The sequence below is a fragment of the Achromobacter sp. HZ01 genome, assembly GCF_003267925.1.
GTDB classification, from domain to species: Bacteria; Pseudomonadota; Gammaproteobacteria; order Burkholderiales; family Burkholderiaceae_B; genus Achromobacter; species Achromobacter pulmonis_A.
On the sequence record NZ_LWKV01000002.1, the window covers coordinates 501783 to 525195 of the forward strand.

The 23413-nt window shown below is 65.7% G+C and carries 19 protein-coding genes; 9 read left to right on the top strand and 10 right to left on the bottom strand.

Going from position 1 to position 23413, the window contains the following annotated elements; genetic code table 11:
* Positions 1-490: 490 nt before the first annotated feature.
* The 4 genes from A6B37_RS11485 to A6B37_RS11500 all read left to right on the top strand — a co-directional run bounded on the left by A6B37_RS11485 (position 491) and on the right by A6B37_RS11500 (position 7886).
* On the top strand, positions 491-3805 hold the full coding sequence (locus A6B37_RS11485; RefSeq protein WP_111825811.1) for an NERD domain-containing protein: 3315 nt from the start codon (positions 491-493) through the stop codon (positions 3803-3805).
* 1017 nt (positions 3806-4822) lie between these two features.
* Positions 4823-5110, top strand: coding sequence for a co-chaperone GroES (groES, locus tag A6B37_RS11490; protein ID WP_006221616.1), 288 nt, complete (start codon positions 4823-4825; stop codon positions 5108-5110).
* Between the two features lie 37 nt (positions 5111-5147).
* Positions 5148-6788: a chaperonin GroEL gene (gene groL, locus A6B37_RS11495; RefSeq protein WP_102773935.1), complete on the top strand. Its 1641-nt coding sequence runs from the start codon at positions 5148-5150 to the stop codon at positions 6786-6788.
* Between the two features lie 189 nt (positions 6789-6977).
* The gene (locus A6B37_RS11500; protein WP_111825812.1) at positions 6978-7886 is read left to right on the top strand and encodes a YihY/virulence factor BrkB family protein; all 909 of its coding nucleotides are present in this window, start codon (positions 6978-6980) and stop codon (positions 7884-7886) included.
* A 12-nt stretch (positions 7887-7898) separates the two neighbouring features.
* Here the strand turns inward: A6B37_RS11500 and A6B37_RS11505 are convergent, their stop codons facing one another.
* On the bottom strand, positions 7899-8387 hold the full coding sequence (locus tag A6B37_RS11505) for a MarR family transcriptional regulator (RefSeq protein ID WP_111825813.1): 489 nt from the start codon (positions 8385-8387) through the stop codon (positions 7899-7901).
* A 139-nt stretch (positions 8388-8526) separates the two neighbouring features.
* On the opposite strand from A6B37_RS11505, the gene A6B37_RS11510 reads away from it, so the two are divergent.
* From A6B37_RS11510 to A6B37_RS11530, 5 genes are all read left to right on the top strand, one after another.
* Positions 8527-9984 (top strand): 2-hydroxymuconic semialdehyde dehydrogenase, encoded by a 1458-nt coding sequence (locus A6B37_RS11510; protein ID WP_111825814.1) that lies wholly within the window; start codon positions 8527-8529, stop codon positions 9982-9984.
* 22 nt (positions 9985-10006) lie between these two features.
* Entirely contained in the window at positions 10007-10456 is a 450-nt protein-coding gene (locus tag A6B37_RS11515; RefSeq protein WP_102773939.1) for a RidA family protein, read from the top strand.
* 3 nt (positions 10457-10459) lie between these two features.
* A complete protein-coding gene (locus tag A6B37_RS11520) occupies positions 10460-11425 on the top strand; it encodes a LysR substrate-binding domain-containing protein (RefSeq protein WP_111825815.1) in 966 nt (321 codons plus the stop codon).
* A 127-nt stretch (positions 11426-11552) separates the two neighbouring features.
* Complete coding sequence (locus tag A6B37_RS11525) at positions 11553-12098, top strand: 3-hydroxyanthranilate 3,4-dioxygenase (RefSeq protein WP_102773941.1); 546 nt, start codon at positions 11553-11555, stop codon at positions 12096-12098.
* A gap of 23 nt (positions 12099-12121) precedes the next feature.
* A complete protein-coding gene (locus A6B37_RS11530; RefSeq protein WP_111825816.1) occupies positions 12122-13123 on the top strand; it encodes an amidohydrolase family protein in 1002 nt (333 codons plus the stop codon).
* A gap of 22 nt (positions 13124-13145) precedes the next feature.
* Here the strand turns inward: A6B37_RS11530 and A6B37_RS11535 are convergent, their stop codons facing one another.
* The 9 genes from A6B37_RS11535 to A6B37_RS11575 form a co-directional block, all read right to left on the bottom strand.
* On the bottom strand, positions 13146-14210 hold the full coding sequence (locus A6B37_RS11535) for an Ldh family oxidoreductase (protein WP_111825817.1): 1065 nt from the start codon (positions 14208-14210) through the stop codon (positions 13146-13148).
* A gap of 39 nt (positions 14211-14249) precedes the next feature.
* Entirely contained in the window at positions 14250-15803 is a 1554-nt protein-coding gene (locus A6B37_RS11540) for a mannitol dehydrogenase family protein (protein ID WP_111825818.1), read from the bottom strand.
* A 3-nt stretch (positions 15804-15806) separates the two neighbouring features.
* Positions 15807-17018, bottom strand: a complete 1212-nt coding sequence (manD, locus tag A6B37_RS11545) for a D-mannonate dehydratase ManD (protein ID WP_111825819.1) — start codon at positions 17016-17018, stop codon at positions 15807-15809.
* Between the two features lie 46 nt (positions 17019-17064).
* Positions 17065-18600, bottom strand: a complete 1536-nt coding sequence (locus A6B37_RS11550) for an altronate dehydratase family protein (RefSeq protein ID WP_102773946.1) — start codon at positions 18598-18600, stop codon at positions 17065-17067.
* Between the two features lie 29 nt (positions 18601-18629).
* Positions 18630-19496: a fumarylacetoacetate hydrolase family protein gene (locus tag A6B37_RS11555; RefSeq protein ID WP_111825820.1), complete on the bottom strand. Its 867-nt coding sequence runs from the start codon at positions 19494-19496 to the stop codon at positions 18630-18632.
* Positions 19497-19525: 29 nt separating this feature from the next.
* Entirely contained in the window at positions 19526-20272 is a 747-nt protein-coding gene (locus tag A6B37_RS11560) for an SDR family oxidoreductase (RefSeq protein ID WP_111825821.1), read from the bottom strand.
* Between the two features lie 13 nt (positions 20273-20285).
* Positions 20286-21692, bottom strand: a complete 1407-nt coding sequence (locus tag A6B37_RS11565; RefSeq protein ID WP_102773949.1) for a TRAP transporter large permease — start codon at positions 21690-21692, stop codon at positions 20286-20288.
* A gap of 27 nt (positions 21693-21719) precedes the next feature.
* A complete protein-coding gene (locus A6B37_RS11570) occupies positions 21720-22349 on the bottom strand; it encodes a TRAP transporter small permease (protein ID WP_111825822.1) in 630 nt (209 codons plus the stop codon).
* Positions 22350-22411: 62 nt separating this feature from the next.
* A complete protein-coding gene (locus A6B37_RS11575) occupies positions 22412-23386 on the bottom strand; it encodes a sialic acid TRAP transporter substrate-binding protein SiaP (RefSeq protein WP_102773951.1) in 975 nt (324 codons plus the stop codon).
* Positions 23387-23413 lie beyond the last annotated feature (27 nt).

The following is a 23413-nucleotide window of genomic DNA, read 5'->3' on the forward strand; positions in this document are numbered from 1 at the left end:
TGGGATTTCGACAGCAGATCACCCTCCGCGTGCCCCAGATATCCTGACATGGTGCACAAGGTCTGCGATCGGCGGCTACCCAGCAAGTACATCTCCACGAACTGGCGGTGACGAGCCCGTGGGGACGCGTGCGCCGCTCACACTCCTTTACGACATCATGCAATGGCTGGTCGATACGAACAGATGGAGAGAGAGCTTTGGTCGATCCACGATCGGCACAAGACTGCCAGAGCGAACATCTCAACGCCCACCGAGGAGCACATCGCGAAAATCATACTTGGGCGCAAGCTGTTCGGGGCTTGGCAGGTCTATGACCCACATAACTACCTGCCGGACCAGGCGAAAGCATTTGGCAACCGGATTTAGCGGCCGGACAACTTGACGGAGAATGTGATAAGGCAATATGTTCCGTTCACGGGGGGACTATGGATTCGTTTTCCAGGCGGCAGCTATGCCGGTACTTGGCGCGTCGTGCGGGTGATTCAAACTGATGAGCGCAGCACGTTACGGCGGGAACGGCATTCATCTCTTTATCGGCGAGCGCATCGAACACGCCTCGGACCGCGAGGTCCTGGTTACCGTTTGCGACGCTCTAGAGAGGGGCAGCGAATGGGCCTACATATTCGCCAACTTCAACGTTTGCGGGCGTCAGGTTGATGTCGCGGTCTTCTCCGCCACAACTACGCTTGTCATTGAAGCCAAGGGGTACACGCAGCCTGTCAAGGGCGGTGTGAACGGCAGTTGGATTCAGCTTGGACCTTATGGCAGTCGAAAGCTACGCAACGGGTACACCCAGGCCCTAGACGCCAAGAATGCGTTGCGTGATGCTATGGCCGGACTATTCGGCACTCTTTCCGGCTATCCCAACGCCTTGCTCGCCATTGTGCCGACGATTCCGGCCGGATCCTCCTTGCCACCGAGTGATTTCAAAGTGTCTATTGGTGGGCACGATGCGATCGAGGTTGCGCTCAGCGCAATGTCAGGGGCCTTGCTGAGTGAAGAGCGATGCCAAGCGCTAGCAGCTCATTTGGGCCTCGAACGCGTATCAGGAAGAGCTGCGGCAATTTGCGAAACCGTACTCATATCAGAGCGAACACTGTCGGGCTATGAGTCTTCCTTCTTGGAGTTTCACGGGCCAATCGGTAAGCGACTGGCGGAGGATCAATACTACCTTGATGAAAAACTGATTTCGGCGCCTAAGGTTCTGGAGATGGCTTTGTCGTCGCGATCTGCGCTTCTGATTAGGGGGCCGTCAGGATGTGGGAAGTCCTTGCTGAGTGCGCGCATCGCCACGGAATGTATCCAGGCCGGTGTTGTACCCATCCACATCCAAGCCAAAGACTTCGAGGGCAAACTGCAGAGGATCATTGACGTCGAGCTTGGACTACTCGGCACTTCCGCGCGCGATTTCCTAAGAGCGAGCCGCCTCCTGATGAGGCATATTGTTCTGTTTCTCGACGGCTACAACGAGTGTCCGGAGCCTTTGCGAACTGCTTTGACGCGAAGTCTCCAAGCGTTCGCACTGCGCTATGGTGCGGGCATTGTTATCACCTCACAAGGCACCCTAGCTAGGCAAGAGCTTCTGTCAGTCGAAGAGGTTCTTGTCAGTCCGCCGCGATCCGCGCTGAAGTCACTGCTCGCAAAACTTAGCCAGGAAGATGAAAATTTCACGAACTGCCAAGCCCTGCTTGAGATAGCGCGCTCAGGACTCGAAGCGGAACTTATTGGGCAGGCTGCCGCATCTCTGCCCGCCGGGGCAAGTAAGTTCGTTCTATTCGACACGGTCGCCCGGATGCGTCTCGGTGATTCCGCTGCGGCGGGAATTCGGGCGCTTTCCGGGTTCGCAGAAGAACTGATCTCCCAAACTGCGTTTAGTTTGTCCGTTCGAGAATTCGACAGGTTTTGCGATGCTGCAGGCGTGACAGACGTGACACGGCGCGCGGTCCTTGAATCGCAACTTGTATCACAGCGCGGCGACAGACTCAGCTTCTCTCACGAAATGTTTTTCTTCGCCTTCACAGCAGAATCCACGATTCGCGCAGCGCGTACAGATTCGGAGCGGGTGCAAGCTGTGCTGCGATCCCCCCGATTCCATGGCGCCAAGCTATTCATCCTCGGAGCGATCGAGGACGATTCAATGCTAAGGGAGATTCTGGATAAGACTACTGACCAGCGCATTCTAGTGTCTTGCATCCAGGGGGAGTGTGGAGAGTCAGCTGGACGTTTTGTAAGAGCGAAGCTCGATGTGCTCTTCGAACAAATGGTCGCAGAACCTTCTGAACTGCATTTCGTTCTGAATGGCGAGGGGTGGCATAGCAGCTCGATCAAGACCAGTTCATCTCGACCAATCCTCTCAACGTTTCGCGCTTTTCTTCCTGCCATTGGCTGGCTTCTAAAGCAGGGACTTCACTTCGATCAAATCATGACGGCATGTCGCGCGATGGAAGAGAGGATTGTCGAAGCCAATCTTGATCTCTATGAAGAAGCAAGGGTCAAAAAGGTGCCGCTTCGGCATGAGCTCTTTAGCCAAGCGTATGTATTTAATCGCAAGATCGCGCTGTCACAGCTTGTGTACTTTATTCACAGTGGCGGTCTTAACTTACGCCACAATCCGGAGCAGAATTTTTGTGCAGCTCTTAGAAAAGCATGGAACGAAGCGAGCACGCATAGCGAGTTCTACGTGCTACTTGGAATCACCAGACTCACGGAGCAAGCCTCTTGGGCAGCGCCATGTGTCTTAAATCTTCTTGAGCGATTGAAGAGCCTACCCTATCACCTACAGCTAGCCACGCTGGACTTTTGTGTCTACTTGAGAGATGTGGATGATGCCGTCAAGGCAAAGATGATCGCGGCGCTTGAGGATGCCATGGACGAACTGGGCGTGCTTATGAATTCCATGATCTTCGATGCGCTGAAGGCTTTGGGCGGACTAGACGCCGAAGAAGAAAACTTCAGAACGGTGGTCTTAGATGAAATCGAAAGCGTGTTGTCCGAATCGGGACCGCAGGCCGATACGGAAGCATGGAATGTCTTCTCGCGACAATTCGACCACCCGTATGACCGCATCTATTGGGAGGAGGTCGACAACCTCGATGGCGATCAAAAGAGGCAGTTCCTCTTCAAGGCACTAAAAGGAGCGGGCACCGAGTATGTTTCGTTTATCGGCATTCTGATTCGTCAGCTCACAGACTTCGGTGATCCAGCAGTTTCTGAAGCTATTGAGCCATGGCTTCGGTTGCCATCCAAACGGTCGGTCATGCCACAAGATGCGGTCGAGGCATTTTTCGCAGCGCACGAAGCGATGGGACATTTGAGCCTTCCACTTCCTGCTGCTCCGGCATCGCCGGTCGATGTTGATGAAACTATGCGGGCCTGCGGGGAATTAGCTTACTGGGCTTGCCGGTTAAGCGATTCCGAACTCGAATCATCGCCCCAGACTCTTAGTGCGCGAACTACGTTACTGGCTCACTCCGCTTCGGCAAGTGCCGGAGCACTGTGGTCTTCAACATCTCGAATGTTGTCTTCGGATGGTACAAGAACTCACGTTGCAAAGAGCTATCCGAACACGGCCCTGGTCGTCTGTCGCGATGCACTGAACAATCGCGAGTCACAGAAGACGTACCAAGAACACGGGTCCATGGATGATCTGGCGCGCATCGCGTCCTTTTCTATTCAAGTGATTGGGCAGTTTGGGAACGCCGATGACCTTCAAAATTTGCGCAGTCTTTGCGACGACGAGGGGCTAGGTCATGAGGCGCTCGTCGCGATCAAGAAGATCGAAGACCGTATCCGCTACCGGCAGTAAATGCGTCAGCGACGATATCCATCCCCAGCGGAGGCCTCTTGTATCTGGCACTGCGACTCCCGGCCCTGGTAGGCAATATCGCTATTGGCGGTCGGGCGATACGAAATTGTGGACACGGTGTCGCTGCGTCGAAATGTATGACTGCTTCTTACTTTGCAGCGTGAGCACCTAAGTTGCTAACGACCGCAATCGCTGCGCAGCTGCCATTAACTGACGAAGATCGAACGGCAAAAGCGGATCGATAGCTGCCGTTCGGCGTTCTCAACTTTGGGCGGCGACAAAAGACCTGCCGTTAACGAGATCCGATGCTCGCGAAGAGCTGTCCTTGTTGCCACCCGAATTGACTCAAATGTACGTTCGCTCAAGTACATCGTGATGGCTGCAACGCGGGATGAAGCGCCTCGATGCCGCCCAGTATGGAGGGCGTGCAATGCCTGGCATGGCTCCAATAGCAGCCATGCCGTGCCGGAAAGGTCGCACACGCGCATGCGCGACTTAGAAACCGATTCTCTTGCGATGTGGCCCGCGCGAGCACCGGGACGTGCCCGTTCAACCATTGTTCTTGCACAGAACAACGCAGTTTTTAGAGCGTCATCTAGCCACACATCCCCGCCGCCCGACCCCATCTCAGGGTTTCGACGTCCTAGTCGAGAGAACCGACATCCTCCCCCCTGAAGCCGACCCAGACTGTGCGCTAGGCACACCATCAGCTATTGGGGACGCACTTACTTGGCCGCGAAACTTTTGAGCCGAAGGAAAGACGACACTTTTCCATAGGACCCACTGCTGGGGCCGACACAGGCAAGTATTGACTCTCAGCCCTTAGAGAATTCCAAACTCAATGAAATTCGACAACAGCGGCGCCCGCCCCCTTCGCCCAAAATGTAACAACCGCCCCCGCCCCCCTTGAAGCCCCGGACATCATCCCTATAATTAGCACTCGACACCGGTGAGTGCTAACAACATTCCCGGGCTCAACTGAACATTCTCTTCTTCTTTTTGTAACAGGAGTTCCACATGGCCTTGCGTCCCCTGGGCGATCGCGTGATCGTCAAACGCCTCGAAAACGAGCGCAAGACTGCCTCGGGCATCGTCATCCCCGACAGCGCCGCCGAAAAGCCTGACCAAGGTGAAGTCGTGGCCGTCGGCCCCGGCAAGAAGACCGAAGACGGCAAGATCCTGCCCGTCGACCTGAAGGCTGGCGACAAGGTTCTGTTCGGCAAGTACGCCGGCCAGTCCGTGAAGGTTGACGGCGAAGAGCTGCTCGTCATCCGCGAGGACGAAATCCTCGCCGTGGTCCAGTAAACCCTGCCTCAAACGAATTTTCGAAGGAAGCTAAGAAATGGCTGCCAAGCAAGTATTGTTCGGTGACGACGCCCGCGTGCGCATCGTCCGCGGCGTGAATGTTCTCGCCAACGCTGTTAAAACCACCCTGGGCCCCAAGGGTCGCAACGTCGTGCTGGAGCGCTCGTTCGGCGCCCCGACGGTGACCAAGGACGGCGTGTCCGTGGCCAAGGAAATCGAACTGAAGGACAAGTTCGAGAACATCGGCGCCCAGCTGGTCAAGGACGTCGCCTCGAAGACCTCCGACAACGCCGGTGACGGCACCACCACCGCCACCGTGCTGGCCCAGGCCATCGTTCAGGAAGGCCTGAAGTACGTTGCCGCCGGTTTCAACCCGATCGACCTGAAGCGCGGCATCGACAAGGCCGTCGCCGCCGCCGTCGCCGAGCTGAAGAAGCAATCCAAGCCGGTCACGACCAGCAAGGAAATCGCCCAGGTCGGCTCGATCTCGGCCAACAGCGACACCTCCATCGGCCAGATCATCGCTGACGCGATGGACAAGGTCGGCAAGGAAGGCGTCATCACCGTCGAAGACGGCAAGTCGCTGGAAAACGAGCTGGACGTCGTCGAAGGCATGCAATTCGACCGCGGCTACCTGTCGCCCTACTTCATCAACAACCCGGACAAGCAAGTCGCCGCTCTGGAAGATCCGTTCGTTCTGATTTTCGACAAGAAGATCAGCAACATCCGTGACCTGCTGCCGGTGCTGGAACAAGTCGCCAAGTCGAGCCGTCCGCTGCTGATCATCGCCGAAGACGTCGAAGGCGAAGCCCTGGCCACCCTGGTCGTGAACAACATCCGTGGCATCCTGAAGACCACCGCCGTCAAGGCGCCGGGCTTCGGCGACCGCCGCAAGGCCATGCTGGAAGACATCGCCATCCTGACGGGCGGCACGGTGATCTCCGAAGAAACCGGCATGTCGCTGGAAAAGGCCACGCTGGCCGAGCTGGGCCAGGCCAAGCGCATCGAAGTGGGCAAGGAAAACACGACCATCATCGACGGCGCTGGCGACAGCAAGTCGATCGAAGCTCGCGTCAAGCAGATCCGCGTCCAGATCGAAGAAGCCACGTCCGACTACGACCGTGAAAAGCTGCAGGAACGCGTGGCCAAGCTGGCCGGCGGCGTTGCCGTGATTCGCGTTGGCGCTGCCACCGAAGTCGAAATGAAGGAAAAGAAGGCCCGCGTCGAAGACGCCCTGCACGCCACCCGCGCTGCAGTGGAAGAAGGCGTGGTGGCTGGCGGCGGCGTTGCGCTGCTGCGCGCCAAGCAGGCCATCGCCGACCTGAAGGGCGACACCGCTGACCAGAACGCCGGCATCAAGCTGATCCTGCGCGCCGTCGAAGAGCCGCTGCGCACGATCGTCACCAACGCCGGCGAAGAAGCCAGCGTGGTGGTCAACACCGTGCTCAACGGCAAGGGCAACTACGGCTACAACGCCGCGACCGGCGAGTACACCGACCTGGTCGAGCAAGGCGTGCTGGATCCCACCAAGGTGACCCGCACCGCCCTGCAGAACGCCGCCTCCGTCGCCAGCCTGCTGCTGACGGCCGAAGCCGCCGTGGTCGAACTGGCCGAAGACAAGCCCGCTGCTCCGGCCATGCCCGGCGGCATGGGCGGCATGGGCGGCATGGACTTCTAAGTCCCGCCATCCGGCCTCCCCGGCTTCGGCCGGGGATTGCAGTACCCCGAAAAACCCCCGGTCCTTCGCCCCGGGGGTTTTTCTTTTTTGCGCGCCCCCCCTGGCGCGGACACGTTTGCCAACAGTCTGGCGGTTTGCCCGTCGCGCATGCGTCCCTACAATAAGGGTTCCCCAGAAAGAGCCCTGCCCATGCGTTTCACGAAGACCCTGCTGCGAGCCCTGCGCCCGTCCGAGATCTACGGACTGCTGGTCGATTCGGCCAAGCAATGGTCCACCCACCGCGCCTCGAGCAAGGGCGCGGCGCTGGCGCTGTACATGGTGTTTTCGCTGGCGCCCATGCTGATCCTGGTGATCGCGGTGGCGGGCGCTTTTTTCGGCGAGGAGGCGGTGCGTTCGGAGCTGTTTTCGCAGCTGACCGACCTGACCGGCGAACGCGGCGCCGAGGTGATACAGACGGTGCTGGCCAGCGCGCACGAGTCCGGCGGCGGCTGGATCGCGGCGCTGATTTCGATATTCGTGCTGATTTTCAGCGCCACCACGGCCTTCGCGGAGCTGAAGGCCAGCCTGGACGATCTGTGGGAAGTGTCGGCCAACAAGGGCGGGCTGCACGGCATGGTGCGCAGCCGCATGCTGTCGTTCGGGCTGGTGCTGGTGCTGGCGCTGTTCCTGCTGATTTCGCTGACGGTGAACGCGGCGCTGGGCGCGGCCCGCGGCTATTACGGCGAACTGTGGACGGCCTCGTCGTTCGCGCTGGTGGCCGAGTGGATTTCCAGCCTGTTTTCGTTTTCGGTGGTGGCGGCGCTGTTCGCGGTGATTTTCAAGCTGCTGCCCAGCGCCAGGATTTCCTGGCCGGACGTGATTCCCGGCGCCATCGTGACGGCGGCGCTGTTCCTGGTGGGCAAGTGGGGCATCGGGCTGTACCTGAGCCGCGGCGCGGCGGTGTCGGCCTATGGCGCCGCCGGCTCGCTGATCGCGCTGCTGCTGTGGATCTACTATTCGGCGCAGATCTTCTTTTTCGGCGCCGTGTTCACGCGCCAGTTCGCCCTGCGCTTCGGACGCGAGCAGGCGGCTGACGCCCCCGCCGAATCCGATACCTGAGCCCGGCGCGGCTCAGGCCGCTTCCTTCTCCAGCCCGGCCATCAGGCGCAGGCATTTCAGGAACACCGGCCGCAGGTCCTCGGGTATCGGGGCCAGCACCTGCGCCTCCACCTCGGCGTCGCCGGGCAGGATGCGCGCCAGGACCGCGACGCCCTCTTCCGTGATTTCCAAGGCATAGGCGCGGCCGTCCGCGGCCGAGCGCGTGCGCCGCACGTAGCCCTTGCGGGTCATGCGCGCGATCATTTCGGCGAATGAATTGCGGTCCAGCGCGATCAGCTCGGCGATGCGGTTCTGGGTGGCGCCCGGGTTCTGGTAGACGGTGATCAGCAGGGCCTTCTGGCGCGGCGTCAGGTCCTCGTCGGGAAAGGCCTGGGCGAACAGGGCCTCGGCCCGGAAGTGGGCGCGGCGCAACAGGTGCGAGGCGACCTGGCTCAGGTCGAATTCCTCCAGGGCGCGCAGCTTGGCCTGGCTGGCGCGGGCAGGTCTGGCTTTGGCGGTCATCGGGCTTCCATGAAGTCGGCCTGGCGATTGTAGGCCTGCATTGACTTGGCGCGTGCGGCTGCCTATGATGCGCCAATATAGTACGTATACGTATTTATTTATCGGCGATTATTCATTGGCGACTACCGGAGACAGGGACATGACGATCCGCCAGCTACGCAATTACATCGACGGCCGTTTCGAGGATGGCGCATCGACTTTCGACAAGCACAGCCCGGTGGACGGGCGCCGGGTGGCCCAGGTCCACGAGGCCGGCCGCGATCAGGTCGAGCGCGCCCTGCGGGCGGCGCAGCGGGCGCTGCCGGCCTGGGCCGCGCTGCCGGTGGCCGAGCGCACCGACTACCTGCTGGCGCTGGCCGACGGCATCGAGCGGCGCTTCGACGACTTCCTGCAGGCCGAGATCGGCGACACCGGCAAGCCGGTCGGCTGGGCCGGCAAAATCGACATCCCGCGCGGCGCGGCCAATTTCCGGACCTTCGCCGAACTGGCGCGCACGCTGGACATGGAAAGCTACATGACCGATACGCCGGACGGCGGGCAGGCGCTGAACTACGCCTACCGCAAGCCGCTGGGCGTGGTGGGCGTGATCTCGCCCTGGAACCTGCCGCTGCTGCTGCTGACCTGGAAGGTGGCGCCGGCGCTGGCCTTCGGCAATACCGTCATCATGAAGCCTTCCGAGGTCACCCCCTCGACGGCCACGCTGCTGGCAGAGGTGGCGGGCGAGGCCGGGCTGCCGGCCGGCGTGCTGAACCTGGTCCACGGGTTCGGGCCGGGCTCGGCGGGCGAGCTCATCACCACCCATCCGGACATAGACGGCATCACCTTCACCGGCGAGTCGGCCACGGGCGCGGCCATCATGCGGGCGGTGGCGCCGGGGGTGAAGCCGGTGTCGTTCGAGCTGGGCGGCAAGAACGCGGCGCTGGTGTTCGCGGACGCGGACTTCGAGGCCGCGGTCGACGGCGTGACGCTCTCGGTCTTCGCCAATTGCGGGCAGGTCTGCCTGTGCACCGAGCGCGTGTACGTCGAGCGCCCCATCTATGAACGCTTCGTGCAGGCGCTGGCCGAACGCGCGCGCAGCCTGCGCATCGGCTGGCCGCTGGAGCCGGACACCGAAATGGGGCCGCTGGTGTCGCGCGAACATCGCGAGAAGGTGCTGTCCTATTTCGAGCTGGCGCGCCAGGAAGGCGCGACCGTGGTGGCCGGCGGCGGCGTGCCGGAATTCGGCGACGCGCGCGACCAGGGGGCCTATGTGCAGCCCACCATCTGGACCGGCCTGCCCGAGCACGCGCGCTGCATCAAGGAGGAGGTGTTCGGGCCGGTGTGCCACGTGGCGCCCTTCGACACCGAGGAAGAAGCGATCCGGCTGGCCAACGACACGCGCTACGGCCTGGCGGCGGCCGTGTGGACCCAGAACCTCAGCCGCGGCCACCGGGTGGCGCAGGCCATGAAGGCCGGGCTGGCCTGGGTCAATTGCTGGTTCCTGCGCGACCTGCGCACGCCCTTCGGCGGCAGCGGCCTGTCGGGCATCGGCCGCGAAGGCGGCCGCCATTCGCTGCATTTTTATACCGAACCGACCAATGTTTGCGTCAAACTCTGATTTCCCGCACCAGGAGCCCAAGATGAACCCTACCCAGACAGGCCAGTCCGCAACCACCGGCGCCACCGTGGTGGCCGGCAAGGCCACGCCCCGCGGCAAGTATCCGCACATCAAGCGCGCCGGAGACCTGCTGTTCGTCTCCGGCACCAGCTCGCGCCTGCCCGACAACCGCATCGCGGGCGCCGAGGTCGACGCCATGGGCACCGCGACGCTGGACATCCGGGTGCAGACGCGCGCGGTCATCGAGAACATCCGCGACATCCTGGCCACCGCCGGCGCCACGCTGGCCGACGTGGTCGAGATCAGCACGTTTCTCGTGAACATGAACGATTTCGGCGGCTACAACCAGGTCTACGGCGAATTCTTCGACGCCGACGGCCCGGCCCGCACCACGGTCGCGGTGCACCAGTTGCCGCACCCCCAGCTGCTGATCGAGATCAAGGCCGTCGCCTACAAGCCGCTGGCGCGCTAGGGCATGGCGAACTTCCGCATCACGCCGCACGCGCTCAGCCACAAGCTGAAGCTGCACCAGCTGCAGATTTTCGAGCGCGTGCTGGCGCGCCGTTCGCTGTCGCGCGCGGCCAGCGAACTGCACCTGACCCAGCCCACCGTCACCCGCGCCATCCACGACCTGGAGGCCTTTTTCGGCGCCACGCTGTTCGACCGCTCCAACCGGGGCGTGGCGCCGACCGAGCTGGCCCTGGTGCTGGGCCGGCGCGTGCACGCCATGATGGCCGAGATCCGCTACATGGCCGACGACATCGACGCGGTGCTGGGCGGCGCGAGCGGCCACGTGGTGGTGGGCACGCTGATCGCCGCCTCGGCCAAGCTGCTGCCCGAGGCCATCGCCCGGCTGATGAGCGAACACCCCGGCATCCAGGTCACGGTGCGCGAGGGCCCCACCGCCCAGCTGCTGCCGGCCCTGGCCACGGGCGACCTGGACATCGTGGTCGGCCGCCTGCCCGGCACCGACATGGCCTCGATTTCCGGGGTGGCGGTGGACCACCACAAGCTGTACCGCGAGGAGCTGTGCCTGGTGGCCCGCGCCGGCCATCCGCTGGCCGGCGAGCGCCAGGTGGCGCTGGCCGACCTGACCGACTGCATCTGGATCCTGCCCGCGCCGTCCTCGCCCTTGCGCGCCTCGATCGAGCGCATCTTCTTCGACGCCGGCCTGCGCCTGCCCATGCGCCACATGGAATCGCTATCGCTGTTGACCAATATCGGCGTGCTCATGCACAGCGAGGCGCTGGCGCTGATGCCCTACGACGCGGCGGCGCAATTCCTGTCCATGGGCCTGCTGGCGCGCCTGCCCACCGACGCCTTCGGCGCGTTCGGCGACGTGGGCTATTCGGTGCGCGCCGACCGGCCGCTGACGCCGGCCTGCCAGCGCCTGGTGGAGTATCTGAAGCGCAGCGCGGCACAGCGCGAAACGGCGCGATAGCGCCCCCAGGGTTATCCCGCGATAGATGGACGGTATGGCCGGCCGCACAATTTCTATTGTGCAGTCCCTGCCCGAGCCGCCTAGACTCCTGGGGAGAGCGCAGTTCCCCCAAATCCTGGAGGTCTCCATGCTGGCCTACGGCCCCCCCTTCAATTTCCAGCGCTGGATCGACGACAACGCCCACCTGCTCAAGCCGCCGGTGGGCAACAAGCAGATCTGGCAGGACGCGGATTTCATCGTCACCGTGGTCGGCGGCCCCAATGTGCGCACCGACTACCACGACGATCCGCTCGAAGAGTTCTTCTACCAGTTGCGCGGCAACGCCTGGCTGTCGCTGTGGATAGACGGCAAGCCCGAGCGCGTCGACCTCAAGGAGGGCGACGTCTTCCTGATGCCCCCGCACGTGCGCCACTCGCCGCAGCGCCCCGAAGCCGGCAGCGTCTGCCTGGTGATCGAACGCCAGCGCCCGGTCGGGCTGCTCGACGGCTTCGAATGGTATTGCCCGCAATGCCATCACCTGGTGCACCGCGCCGAGGTCCAGTTGCAAAGCATCGTCACCGACCTGCCGCCGCTGTTCCAGGCCTTCTATTCCAGCCCGGAAAAGCGCCGCTGTCCGAGCTGCGGCGCGATCCATCCGGGCAAGGACCCCGTGCCCGCGACCGCCCCCGCCTAGCATCCCCGACAAGCTCCCTGAAGATGATCCAGAAAATCGATATGCACGCGCACTTCTTCCCGCCGATCACGCGGGAGGAAGCGGCAGCGCTAGACCCCGTCAACGCGCCCTGGCTGCGGCCCGAAGGCGACGGCTCCACCGGCCAGATCATGGCCGGCGACCGGCCGTTCCGCCCGGTGGACGCCACGCTCTGGGACCCGGCGCTGCGCCTGCGGCAGATGGACCGCCACGGCGTGGACGTGCAGATCCTGTGCGCCACCCCGATCATGTTCGGCTACAGCTATCCGGCGCGCGCCGCGGCCGACTGGGCGGCGCGCATGAACGACCTCGCGCTGGAGCATTGCGCCCATGCGCCGGCGCGCCTGAAGGCGCTGGCGCAGGTGCCGCTGCAGGACCTGGAGCTGGCCTGCCGCGAGGCGTCGCGCGCCCGCGCCGCCGGCCACCTGGGCGTGCAGATCGGCAACCACGTCGGCGAGCGCGACCTGGATGACGAAACGCTGGTGCAGTTCCTGATCCATTGCGCCGGGAACGACATACCGGTGCTGGTGCATCCGTGGGACATGATGACCGACGGCCGCATGAAGCGCTGGATGCTGCCGTGGCTGGTGTCCATGCCGGCCGAGACCCAGCTCGGCATCCTGTCACTGATCCTGTCGGGCGCGTTCGAGCGCATTCCGCGCAGCCTGAAGCTGTGCTTCGCGCATGGCGGCGGCAGCTTCGCCTATCTGCTGGGACGGGTGGACAACGCCTGGCGGCACCGCGACATCATCCGCCAGGACTGCCCGCAGCTGCCCTCTTCCTACACCGACCGCTTCTATACCGACAGCGCGGTGTTCGATCCGGCCGCGCTGCGCCTGCTGATCGACGTGATGGGCGAGGACCGCGTGCTGCTGGGCTCGGACTACCCGTACCCGCTGGGTGAGCAGGAAGTGGGCCGGCTGGTGACCCACGCCGGGCTGTCGCCCGAGGTGCAGCGCAAGATCCTGGCGCGCAACACCATGACGTTCTTCGGCCTGGACCGCTGAACGCGGCGGGGGCACATCCCGCCTACACCGCTTCCTGGCGCGTCCTGAACGGCGGCAGGAACAGGCCCAGCCTGCCGCTCCATTCGGCCATCTCGGCCTTCAGCGCCGGCGGCACCGGGACGCCGCCGGCCTCGCGTTCGGCCTGGGCGGCCAGTTCCGGATCGCCCGGCGCGCGCGGCGAACCCGGCTGCGCCGCCAGTTCGGCCGCCATGGCCGCGGCCACCGCGGCCAGCGCCGCCCCGCCGGCGAACCGCGCGGGATCGATGACGATGAAGAAGGCGCCCAGCTCGCGCGCGCGGCCCAGTTCTTCGTACATGGGGCCGATGTGCGGGCCGTAGGGATTGCCGTTGAGCGGCCCGCACAGCAGTTCGACCATCATCGCCAGGCCGTAGCCCTTGTGTCCGTATTCGCCGCCCAGCGGGGCCAATGCCCGCACGCGCGCGGCGTCGGTTTCGCCGCGGCCGTCGGCGTCCAGCGCCACGCCCCCGGGTAGCGCCGCGCCGTCGCGCCGCGCGTTCATGACCCGGTTCCACGGGATGGCCGTGGTCGCCATGTCCAGGCATAGCGGCGCCCCGCCCTGCCGCGGAAAGGCGAAGGATAGCGGGTTGGTGCCGAAGAACGGCCGGCGCCCGCCGAAGGGCGCGGCGATCGCGTCGGAATGCGTGAACGCGATGCCGATCAGTCCCGCGTCGGCGGCCGCGCGCGTGTACAGGCCGATCGCGCCGCAGTGCGAGGAATCGCTGACGCCCACGGCGCCCACGCCGGCCTCGCGCGCCAGTTCCATGGCCACCGCGTTGGCGCAATGCGCCACCACGATGCCGTGGCCGCGCCCGCCGTGCACCTGCGCGGTGGCCGGTCCGCTGCGTTCGATACGGATGTCCGGACGCGCCAGGATGGAGCCGTGGGCTACGCGGTTCAGGTAGTGCGGCAGCCGGGCGATGCCGTGGGAATCGATGCCCCACAGGCTGGTCTGGGCCAGGCTCGCTGCCACGCAGCGGGCATCGGCCTGGCTGAATTCCAGGGCTTGCAGGCAGGCTTCGCCCCATTGCCGCCACTGCGCCGCGTCCACGGTTTGCCAACTTGCCATGCTGCGCTCCTCATCTGTCGTGGCGGCGCGCCGCCGGGTTCAGTCCGCGGGCGCGGGCTGTTCCGCCGCGTCCCGCTCCAGTGCCGCCAGCGTCCCCAGCACGCCCAGCGTGCGCAGCCGTTCCAGGTGCTCGGCCAGCGCGTCGACGAAGGCGGGCTGGCCGGCCAGGTTCCCGAACACGGGCTTGTAACCGGCCAGCACCAGGGCGCGCCGGTGCGCCGCCCGGCCCGGAGAAGCCGACGCGGCGGCCGCGTCGGCGCGCGCCAGCAGTTCTTCCAGGGCGCCGGCCAGCGGGTCCTGGATGGCGTAGGCCTGGCCTTGCTCGTCGCGGCCGCGCAGGTAATGCAGCCAGGCGGCCACGGCCAGGGCCAGCCGGCTGAAATCCTCGCCGCGCCGCAGCCGGTCGCGTATGACGGCGAGCAGGCGCTGCGGCACTTTCTGCGAGCCGTCCATGGCGATCTGCTGCGTCAGATGCGGCAGCGCCGGATTGGCCACGCGCGCCAGGAAGCGCTGGCGATACTCGTCCAGCGTCGCTTGCGGCACACCGCGCAGCGTGGGCGCGACTTCCAGCCGCAGCATGTCGTCGACGTAGCCGCGCAGCGCCGGCGTGGCGGCGGCCTCGCTGTTGGTGCGCAGGCCCAGCATCGCGCCCAGGTACGCAAAGGCGGAATGCGGGCCGTTGACCATGCGCAGCTTGAGGCGCTCGTACGGCGCGGCGCGGCGCACGAAGCTGACGCCGGCGGCGGCGTCCCACGCGGGCCGGCCGGCCGCGAAGCGGTCCTCGATGACCCAGTTCAGGTAGGACTCGCCCACCACCGGCCAGGCGTCGTCCACGCCCAGCCGCTCGGACACGCGCGCGCAATCCTCTTCGCGGGTGCGCGGCACGATGCGGTCCACCATGGAATTCGGGAAGGTGCAGTTGCCGTCTATCCAGGCGGCCAGGCCGGCGTCCTGCAGCAGCGCGTAGGCCAGCACCAGGCGGCGCAGCGTGTCGCCGTTGGCGTGCAGGTTGTCGCAGGACAGCAGCGTGAGCGGCCCCAGGCCGCGCTCGCGCCGCAGGGCCAGCCCGCGCGCCAGCATGCCTATGGCGCTGCGCGGACGCGCCGGATGCGCGAGGTCGTGCCTGATGTCGGGATCGTCCCAGCGCAGCTGGCCGGTGGCCGGTTCCAGGCTGTAGCCTTTTTCGGTGACGGTCAGGCTGACGATGCGGATCTGCGGATGGGCGATGCGCTCCAGCACCGCGCCCGGGTTTTCCGGGGCCACCAGCACTTCCAGCAGCGAACCTATCACCCGCAGCTGCTCGCGCGGCTGCCCGTCGGCGCCGGCGTCGCGCAGCGCCAGTGTGTACAGGCCGTGCTGCGGCGCCAGCGCGTCGCGCGTGTCGGGGCTGCGCAGCGAGACGCCGACGATGCCCCAGCTCAGGTCCCCGCTTACGGCCATGGCCAGGTCCGTCACCGCCGCCTGGTGGGCGCGGTGGAACGCGCCTATGCCCAGGTGCACGATGCCGGGCGTGACGCGGCCGCGCTCATAGGCGGGCCGCGCCACCGCGTCGGGCAGGCGCGGCAGGGATTGCGGGTTCAGGCGCGCGCGCATGGCTCACCAGTGCCAGAGCGTGCCGTCATGCGCCTGCCGGTTGACCGGCAGGTAGGCGCGCTGGTAGGGATAGCGGGCGGCCAGGTCTTCGTCTATGTCCACGCCGTGGCCCGGCGCGTCGCCGGGATACAGCATGCCCTGGTCGAAGGTGTAGGCGTGGGGGAACACCGCGTCGGTCTCGTCGGTGTGCCGCATGTATTCCTGGATGCCGAAGTTCGGCACCCACAGGTCGAAATGCAGGGCCGCGCCCATGCACACCGGCGACAGGTCGGTGGCGCCGTGGCAGCCGGTACGCACCTGGTAGAGCGCGGCCAGGTCGGCGATGCGGCGCAGGTGCGTGATGCCGCCGGCATGGACCACGGTGGCGCGGATGTAGTCGATCAGCTGGTGTTCGATCAGGTCCTTGCAATCCCAGACGGTGTTGAAGATCTCGCCCACGGCCAGCGGCGTGACCGTGTGCTGGCGGATCAGGCGGAACGCCTCCTGGTTTTCGGCCGGAGTGGCGTCCTCCATCCAGAACAGCCGGAACGGCTCCAGCGCCTTGCCCAGCCGGCCGGCCTCGATCGGCGTGAGCCGGTGATGCACGTCATGCAGCAGGTGGGTCTCCCAGCCCACGGCGTCGCGCACGCGCTGGAACAGGCGCGGGGCATGGTCCAGGTATTTTTCGGTGGACCAGTCGTGCTCCGACGGCAGCGAAGCGTCGGCCGGTTCGTAGAACATGCGGCCGCGGCCCACGCCGTACACCGCGTTCAGGCCCGGCACCCCGCTTTGCGCGCGGATCGCCCGGTAGCCCATTTCGCGGTAGCGCAGCACCTCGTCCACGGTTTCATCGATGTCGCGGCCGTTGGCGTGGCCGTAGACCAGGACGCCCGTGCGGCTCTTGCCGCCCAGCAGCTGGTACAGCGGCATGCCGGCGGCCTTGGCCTTGATGTCCCACAGCGCCGTGTCCACGGCGGCGATGGCCGCCATGGTGACCGGCCCGCGGCGCCAGTACGCGCCGCGATACAGGTATTGCCAGATGTCCTCGATCTGATGCGGGTCGCGGCCGATCAGGCAGGGAATGACGTGCTCGGTCAGGTAGGCGGCCACGGCCAGCTCGCGGCCGTTGAGCGTGGCGTCGCCGATGCCGTGCAGACCCTCGTCGGTTTCGATCTTGAGGGTGACGAAGTTGCGGCCGGGGCTGCAGACGATAACGCGCGCTTGGGTGATCTTCATGGATGGTCCTGTGGAATGCCGGAAAACCCTGGCCGCGGCCGGGCGCCTACATCACCGCGCCCAGCTGCCAGGGAACGAATTCGTTCTGGCCGTAGCCATGCTCCTCGCTGCGCGTGCGCCGTCCCGACGCCGTCTCCAGCATCAGGGCGAAGATGCGCTCGCCCATCTGGGCCACGCTTTGCGCGCCGTCGACCACTTCGCCGCAATTGATGTCGATGTCGTCGGACTGCCGCTGCCATAGCGCCGTGTTGGTCGACAGCTTCAGCGAGGGCGCGGGCGCACAGCCGTAGGCCGAGCCGCGGCCCGTGGTGAAACAGATGAGGTTGGCGCCGCCCGCGACCTGGCCGGTGGCCGACACCGGGTCGTAGCCCGGCGTGTCCATGAACACCAGCCCGCGCTCGCGCACGGTCTCGGCGTATTCGTACACGTCGGCCAGGCGCGTGGTGCCGCTCTTGGCGATGGCGCCCAGGGACTTCTCCAGGATGGTGGTGAGCCCGCCGGCCTTGTTGCCGGCCGAGGGGTTGTTGTCCATCTCGGCGTCGTTGCGGGCGCAGTAGTCCTCCCACCAGCGCAGCCGCGCCAGCAGCTTGGCCGCGACCTCGGGCGTGGCCGCGCGCCGCGTCAGCAGGTGCTCGCCGCCGTAGATCTCGGGCGTCTCCGACAGAATGGCGGTGCCGCCGTGGCGCACCAGCAGGTCCACCGCCGCGCCCAGCGCGGGATTGGCGCTGATGCCGGAATAGCCGTCGGAGCCGCCGCACTGCAGGCCCACGGTGAGATGGCTGGCCGGCACGGGCTGGCGGCGCACGCGGTCGGCCTGCGCCAGCATGGCGCGCACCAGCTCGATGCCGTGCGCCACCGTCTTGCGCGTGCCGCCGGTTTCCTGGATGTTGAAGGTGTGCAGCAGCCCGCTTTCGCGCAGGCCTTCCTGCTCCATCAGGCCGCCGATCTGGTTGGTCTCGCAGCCCAGCCCCAGCACCAGCAGGCCGGCGAAGTTGGGATGCCTGGCGTAGCCGCCCAGCGTGCGGCGCAGCAGGCGCAGCGGCTCGCCTTCGCTGCCGGTGGCGCAGCCCGCGCCATGCGTCAGCGCCACCACGCCGTCCACGTTGGGATAGGCGGCCAGCGCTTCGGGGTGGATGTCGCGGCGGAAATGGTCGGCGATGGCGCGGGCCGCCGTGGCCGAGCAGTTCACGCTGGTGAGGATGCCGATGTAGTTGCGGGTGGCGACGCGGCCGTCGGCGCGCACGATGCCGTCGAACTGCGCCGGCGCGTCCACGTAGTCGGTGGGCCGCGCGTCGGCGCCCACCGCGTAGTCGCGCTCGAAGTCGGAGAACTCCAGGTTCTGCGTGTGCACGTGCGCGCCGGCGGCGATGTCGCAGCGCGCCACGCCGATGATCTGGTTGTAGCGCCGCACCGGCTCGCCGGCGGCGATGGCACGCGTGGCGATCTTGTGGCCGGGCGGCACCAGTCCGCGCACGACGATGTTCTCGCCGGCCAACGGCGTGCCGCCGGCCAGCTGGCGGCGGGCGATCACCACGTTGTCGGCCGGGTGGATGCGTATGAACGCGGTATCGGTCTCAGGCATGAATGGCTCCTGGCGGGCGCGACTAGGCCCTAGGCGTCGATCAGCTCGGGGTCCCAGGCATGGACGGACTGTTGCTGCTCGCCCAGGCCGGCGATGCCCAGGCGCATCCGGTCTCCCGCCTTCAGGTACACGGGCGCCGGCTTCTGGCCCATGCCCACGCCCGGCGGCGTGCCGGTGCTGATCAGGTCGCCCGGGTACAGGGTCATGAAGCGGCTGACGTAGGACACCAGCTGCGCCACGCCGAACACCATGGTGCGGGTGCTGCCGTTCTGGTAGCGCTTGCCGTTGACTTCCAGCCACATGTCCAGCGCCTGCGGGTCGGCGATTTCGTCGGCCGTCACCAGCCAGGGGCCGACCGGGCCGAAGGTGTCGCAACCCTTGCCCTTGTCCCAGGTGCCGCCGCGCTCGATCTGGTATTCGCGCTCGGACACGTCGTTGACCACGCAGTAGCCGGCCACGTGCTTCATGGCGTCGGCTTCGCTGACGTAGCGGGCGCGCTCGCCGATCACCACGCCCAGCTCGACTTCCCAGTCGGTCTTGACGGATTCCCGGGGCAGCACCACCGGATCGTTGCAGCCGACCACGGCCGAGGTCGGCTTCATGAAGATCACCGGCTCGGCCGGCACCGGCAGCCCGGACTCGGCCGCGTGGTCGGCGTAGTTCAGGCCGATGCAGATGAATTTGCCCATGCCGCTCCAGGGCGGGGCCATCCGGCCCGGGCGGTCGACCCGCGGCAGGCTGTCGGGGTCCAGCGCGCGCAGTTTCGCCAGCCCGGCCTGCGTGAGCGTGGCAGCGGTGATGTCGGGCAGCGCCGCGGACAGGTCCCGCAGCTGTCCGCGGGCGTCGATCATGCCGGGTTTTTCCGCGCCTTTCGCGCCATAGCGCACCAGTTTCATCTTGGTTTCCTTGGGAGGTGTGTGTAGGTTCAGTTGGACCAGCCGCCGTCGATGACCTGGGCGGTGCCGGTGGTAAAGGCGGATTCGTCGCTGGCCAGGTACAGCGCCAGCGCCGCGATTTCGGCGGTGGTGCCGATGCGGCCCATGGGCTGGCGGGCGACGAAGGCGGCCTCGACGGCGGCCAGCGTCTGGCCGCTCGCGGCGGCCTGGGCCTCGATGCGCTGGCGCAGCGAAGGCGATTCCACCGTGCCCGGGCAGATGGCGTTGCAGCGTATGCCCTGGCCGATGTAGTCGGCGGCCACGGACTTGGTCAGGCCGATCACCGCCGCCTTGGTGGCGCCGTAGACGCAGCGGTTGGGCGCGCCCTTGATGCTGGAGGCCACCGAGGCCATGTTGACGATGGAGCCGCCGCCGCGCGCCAGCATGCCCGGCAGGCAGGCCCGGATCATGCGGTACATGGTTTTCACGTTCAGCTCGAACGAGAAATCCCAGGCCTGTTCGTCGCAGTCCAGGATAGTGCCGGCGTGCACGAAGCCCGCGCCATTAAAGAGCACGTCCACCGGCCCGGCCTCGGCGGCCAGTTCGGCCGCGGCCGAGGCGCCGGTCAGGTCCAGCGTGCGGCGCCGGCACCCGGCCAGCGTTTCCAGCGCCGCGCCGTTGATGTCCACGGCCAGCACGTCGGCGCCTTCGCGCGCATAGGCCTCGGCCACGGCGCGGCCTATGCCCTGCCCGGCGGCGGTGACGATGGCGGTCTTGCCTTGCAGTCTTCCGGTCATTGCGGGGGTCTCCTTATTTGGCCATGCCCAGGAAGGTGGGCAGCCAGAGCGTGATCTGCGGGATGTAGGTGATGGCGATCAGCGCCACGAAGAGCGGGGCCAGCCACGGCAGGATGGCCATCGTGGTGCGTTCGACCGACAGCTTGGACACGCGCGCCAGCACGAACAGCACCATGCCCAGTGGCGGATGCAGCAGGCCTATCATCAGGTTCAGCGTCATGATGAGCCCGAAGTGGATGGGGTCGATGCCGAGCTTGAGCACGATGGGCAGCAGGATGGGCACGAGGATGGTGATGGCGGCGATGGTGTCGATGAAGCAGCCCACGATCAGGATCAGCACGTTGGCCATCAGCAGGAACACCCACTTGTTCTGCGTCACGCTGAGGATGCCGTCGGTCAGCGCCTGCGCGGCCTGCGAGGTGGTCAGCAGCCACGCGAACACCGACGCGGCGGTGACGATGAACAGCACCGAAGCCGTGGTCTCGATGGTGTCGAAAGTGGCCTTGGCCAGCGTGCGCAACGTCATGGAGCGGTAGCGCACCAGCCCCAGGAACAGCGCCCAGATCACGGCGGCCACGGCGGCCTCGGTGGGCGTGAACCATCCCAGGGTCATGCCGCCGATCAGGATGACGGGCGCCATCAGCGCCATCACCGCCGAGAAGTTGTAGCGCCAGTCCAGCAGCAGCAAGGCCGCGAAGGCGATGCCGGTGGCCATGTTGGACGACAGGCCGGCCTCGGTCATGGCCCAGATCGCCAGCGGAAAGGCCAGCACCACGGCCACTTCCAGCGTGGCGCCGCCCAGCCGCTTCCAGTCGAACGACACGTCGCCGCCCCAGTTGTTGCGCCGCGCGAAATAGGCCACGGTCAGCATCATCAGCACGATCAGCACGGCGCCGGGGACCAGGCCGGCCAGGAACAGCGAGCCGATGGACACGTTGGCCATCATGCCGTAGATGACGAAGGGCAGCGACGGCGGGATGATGGGGCCGAGCGTGGCCGAGGCGGCGGTCACGCCCACCGCGAACTCGGTGCCGTAGCCGTGGTCCTTCATGGCCTTGATCTCGATGGTGCCCAGGCCCGCGGCGTCGGCGATGGCGGTGCCCGACATGCCGGCGAACACCACCGAGCCGATGATGTTCACCTGCCCCAGCCCGCCGCGCATCCAGCCCACCAGCGCCACGGCGAAGTTGTAGATGCGCCCGGTGATGCCGGCGATGTTCATCAGGTTGCCGGCCAGGATGAAGAACGGCACGGCCAGCAGCGGGAAGGATTCCACGCCCGCGATCATGCGCTGCGCCACCACCACGTCGGGCACGCTGCCCGAGATCAGCACGAACAGCAGCGACGCGCCCGCCATGGCCACCGCCACCGGCAGGCCGAAGATCATCAACAGCAGAAAGGTTCCGATCAGTATGCCCATGTCTCGTTTCCGGTTGTGGTTGTCGGATCAGTCCAGCGACGTGTAGGCCTCGGGGTTTTCGAGGATGGAATAGCCCTGGCGCCAGTTGGCGACGGACACCTGCGCCGAGCGCAGGAACATCAGGGCGAAGCCGGCCAGCGCCACCCAGTAGACATAGGCCTTGTTCCAGAACAGCGTGGTCATGGGCTCGTCGCCCACCAGCGTGATGTAGCGGTAGGTGAGCCATACGGCGTAGCCGAAGAACACGGTGCGCAGCAGGTCGATGACGGTGGCCAGCACGCGGCCCGCGGGGCGCGGCAGGTAGCGGTATAGAAAATCCACCTGGATGTGGCGGCAGGCCCGCACGCACATGGCCGAGCCCAGGAACACCACGCCGATCAGGCAATAGACGGCGAGCTCCTCGGTCCAGGCATAGGAATCGTTGAGCACGTAGCGCGAAAAGAACTGCAGGAAAACCAGCAGCGCCATGATCCAGAATATGGCCAGGCAGATCCAGTCTTCGGGCTGGTAGCCCGCCAGGCTGACCTCATGGTGGTCGGCCTCTTCGAAGCTGTGGACGATTTCTTCGGCGGTGGCCAGCGGCGGCGGCTGCGTGCCGGGCCGGACAGGGTCGTGGCTGGCCGCCGCCATGACGGCGGCCTTGGCATCGGAATGCATGGCGTTCCCCTAGTGCGAAGTCGGGAGGGTCGGGACCGCCGGCGGCGGCCCCGCGGGCGCGTTCACTTCACGGCCTGGATCCGTTCCCAATCCGATTTTTCGTAGCCGTACTGCTTGAACGGCACTTTCTCCAGCACGGTGTCGCGGAAGTCCTGGACGTTGACCTCCGCCACGTTCAGGCCGCGCTTGCGGAACACCTCGACCATTTTCTTTTCGCTCTCGGCGACTTCGCCCGAGGCCTTCTCGGCCGCCTGCTGCGCGACCTCGGTGAAGATCTTCTTGTCCTCGTCGGACAGGCTCTTCCAGAGCTTGCCCGAGATCACCGTGTTCAGGTGGTCGACGATGTGGCCGGTGAGGATGATGTTCTTCTGGACCTCATAGAACTTCTTGGCCTCGATGGTGGTGAGCGGGTTCTCCTGCGCCTCGACGGTGCCGTTCTGCAAGGCCAGGTAGACCTCGGCGAAGGCGATCGGCGCGGTATTGGCGCCGCAGGCGCGCGGCATGGCCAGGTAGGCCGCCACGTCCGGCACGCGGATCTTCAGGCCCTTCATTTCGGCGCACTTGGTGAAGGGGCGGTTGGAGGTGGTCTGGCGCGTGCCGTAGTAAGTGGTGGCGACGATGTGGTTGCCGCTTTTCTCGTCGTAGCCGCGGGTGAGCTCTTTGTAGATGTCGCTCTTGGTGTAGGCGATCAGGTGCTCGGGGTTGCGGAAAATGTAGGGGTAATAGGTGACGCCGATGCGCGGGAAGGTTTTCGCGGCGAAGCTGGAGCCGGAGATGATGATGTCCACCGTGCCCAGCGTCAGGCCCTGGTTGATGTCGTTTTCCTTGCCCAGCTGCGAGGCCGGATACACGTCGATCTGGTAGCGGCCGTTGGTGCGCTTGCCGATTTCCTGCGCCGCCCAGACGGATGCGGTATGGAAGGGTTCGGACGTCTCGTATACGTGGGCCCACTTGAGCTTGGTCTGCGCCAGCGCGCTGCTGCTGGCGGCCAGCGCCAGGGCGGCGATCAGCGCCTTGAGGGCGTTGCCTGGGTTCATGTCGTCTCCTCGTTGTTTTGAATGATC

Bases quoted from the DNA above. Each gene is read 5' to 3' on its own strand.
- A6B37_RS11485 (WP_111825811.1), top strand. From the start codon at position 491: ATGAGCGCAGCACGTTACGGCGGGAACGGCATTCATCTCTTTATCGGC.
- groES (WP_006221616.1), top strand. From the start codon at position 4,823: ATGGCCTTGCGTCCCCTGGGCGATCGCGTGATCGTCAAACGCCTCGAA.
- groL (WP_102773935.1), top strand. From the start codon at position 5,148: ATGGCTGCCAAGCAAGTATTGTTCGGTGACGACGCCCGCGTGCGCATC.
- A6B37_RS11500 (WP_111825812.1), top strand. From the start codon at position 6,978: ATGCGTTTCACGAAGACCCTGCTGCGAGCCCTGCGCCCGTCCGAGATC.
- A6B37_RS11505 (WP_111825813.1), bottom strand. From the start codon at position 8,387: ATGACCGCCAAAGCCAGACCTGCCCGCGCCAGCCAGGCCAAGCTGCGC.
- A6B37_RS11510 (WP_111825814.1), top strand. From the start codon at position 8,527: ATGACGATCCGCCAGCTACGCAATTACATCGACGGCCGTTTCGAGGAT.
- A6B37_RS11515 (WP_102773939.1), top strand. From the start codon at position 10,007: ATGAACCCTACCCAGACAGGCCAGTCCGCAACCACCGGCGCCACCGTG.
- A6B37_RS11520 (WP_111825815.1), top strand. From the start codon at position 10,460: ATGGCGAACTTCCGCATCACGCCGCACGCGCTCAGCCACAAGCTGAAG.
- A6B37_RS11525 (WP_102773941.1), top strand. From the start codon at position 11,553: ATGCTGGCCTACGGCCCCCCCTTCAATTTCCAGCGCTGGATCGACGAC.
- A6B37_RS11530 (WP_111825816.1), top strand. From the start codon at position 12,122: ATGATCCAGAAAATCGATATGCACGCGCACTTCTTCCCGCCGATCACG.
- A6B37_RS11535 (WP_111825817.1), bottom strand. From the start codon at position 14,210: ATGGCAAGTTGGCAAACCGTGGACGCGGCGCAGTGGCGGCAATGGGGC.
- A6B37_RS11540 (WP_111825818.1), bottom strand. From the start codon at position 15,803: ATGCGCGCGCGCCTGAACCCGCAATCCCTGCCGCGCCTGCCCGACGCG.
- manD (WP_111825819.1), bottom strand. From the start codon at position 17,018: ATGAAGATCACCCAAGCGCGCGTTATCGTCTGCAGCCCCGGCCGCAAC.
- A6B37_RS11550 (WP_102773946.1), bottom strand. From the start codon at position 18,600: ATGCCTGAGACCGATACCGCGTTCATACGCATCCACCCGGCCGACAAC.
- A6B37_RS11555 (WP_111825820.1), bottom strand. From the start codon at position 19,496: ATGAAACTGGTGCGCTATGGCGCGAAAGGCGCGGAAAAACCCGGCATG.
- A6B37_RS11560 (WP_111825821.1), bottom strand. From the start codon at position 20,272: ATGACCGGAAGACTGCAAGGCAAGACCGCCATCGTCACCGCCGCCGGG.
- A6B37_RS11565 (WP_102773949.1), bottom strand. From the start codon at position 21,692: ATGGGCATACTGATCGGAACCTTTCTGCTGTTGATGATCTTCGGCCTG.
- A6B37_RS11570 (WP_111825822.1), bottom strand. From the start codon at position 22,349: ATGCATTCCGATGCCAAGGCCGCCGTCATGGCGGCGGCCAGCCACGAC.
- A6B37_RS11575 (WP_102773951.1), bottom strand. From the start codon at position 23,386: ATGAACCCAGGCAACGCCCTCAAGGCGCTGATCGCCGCCCTGGCGCTG.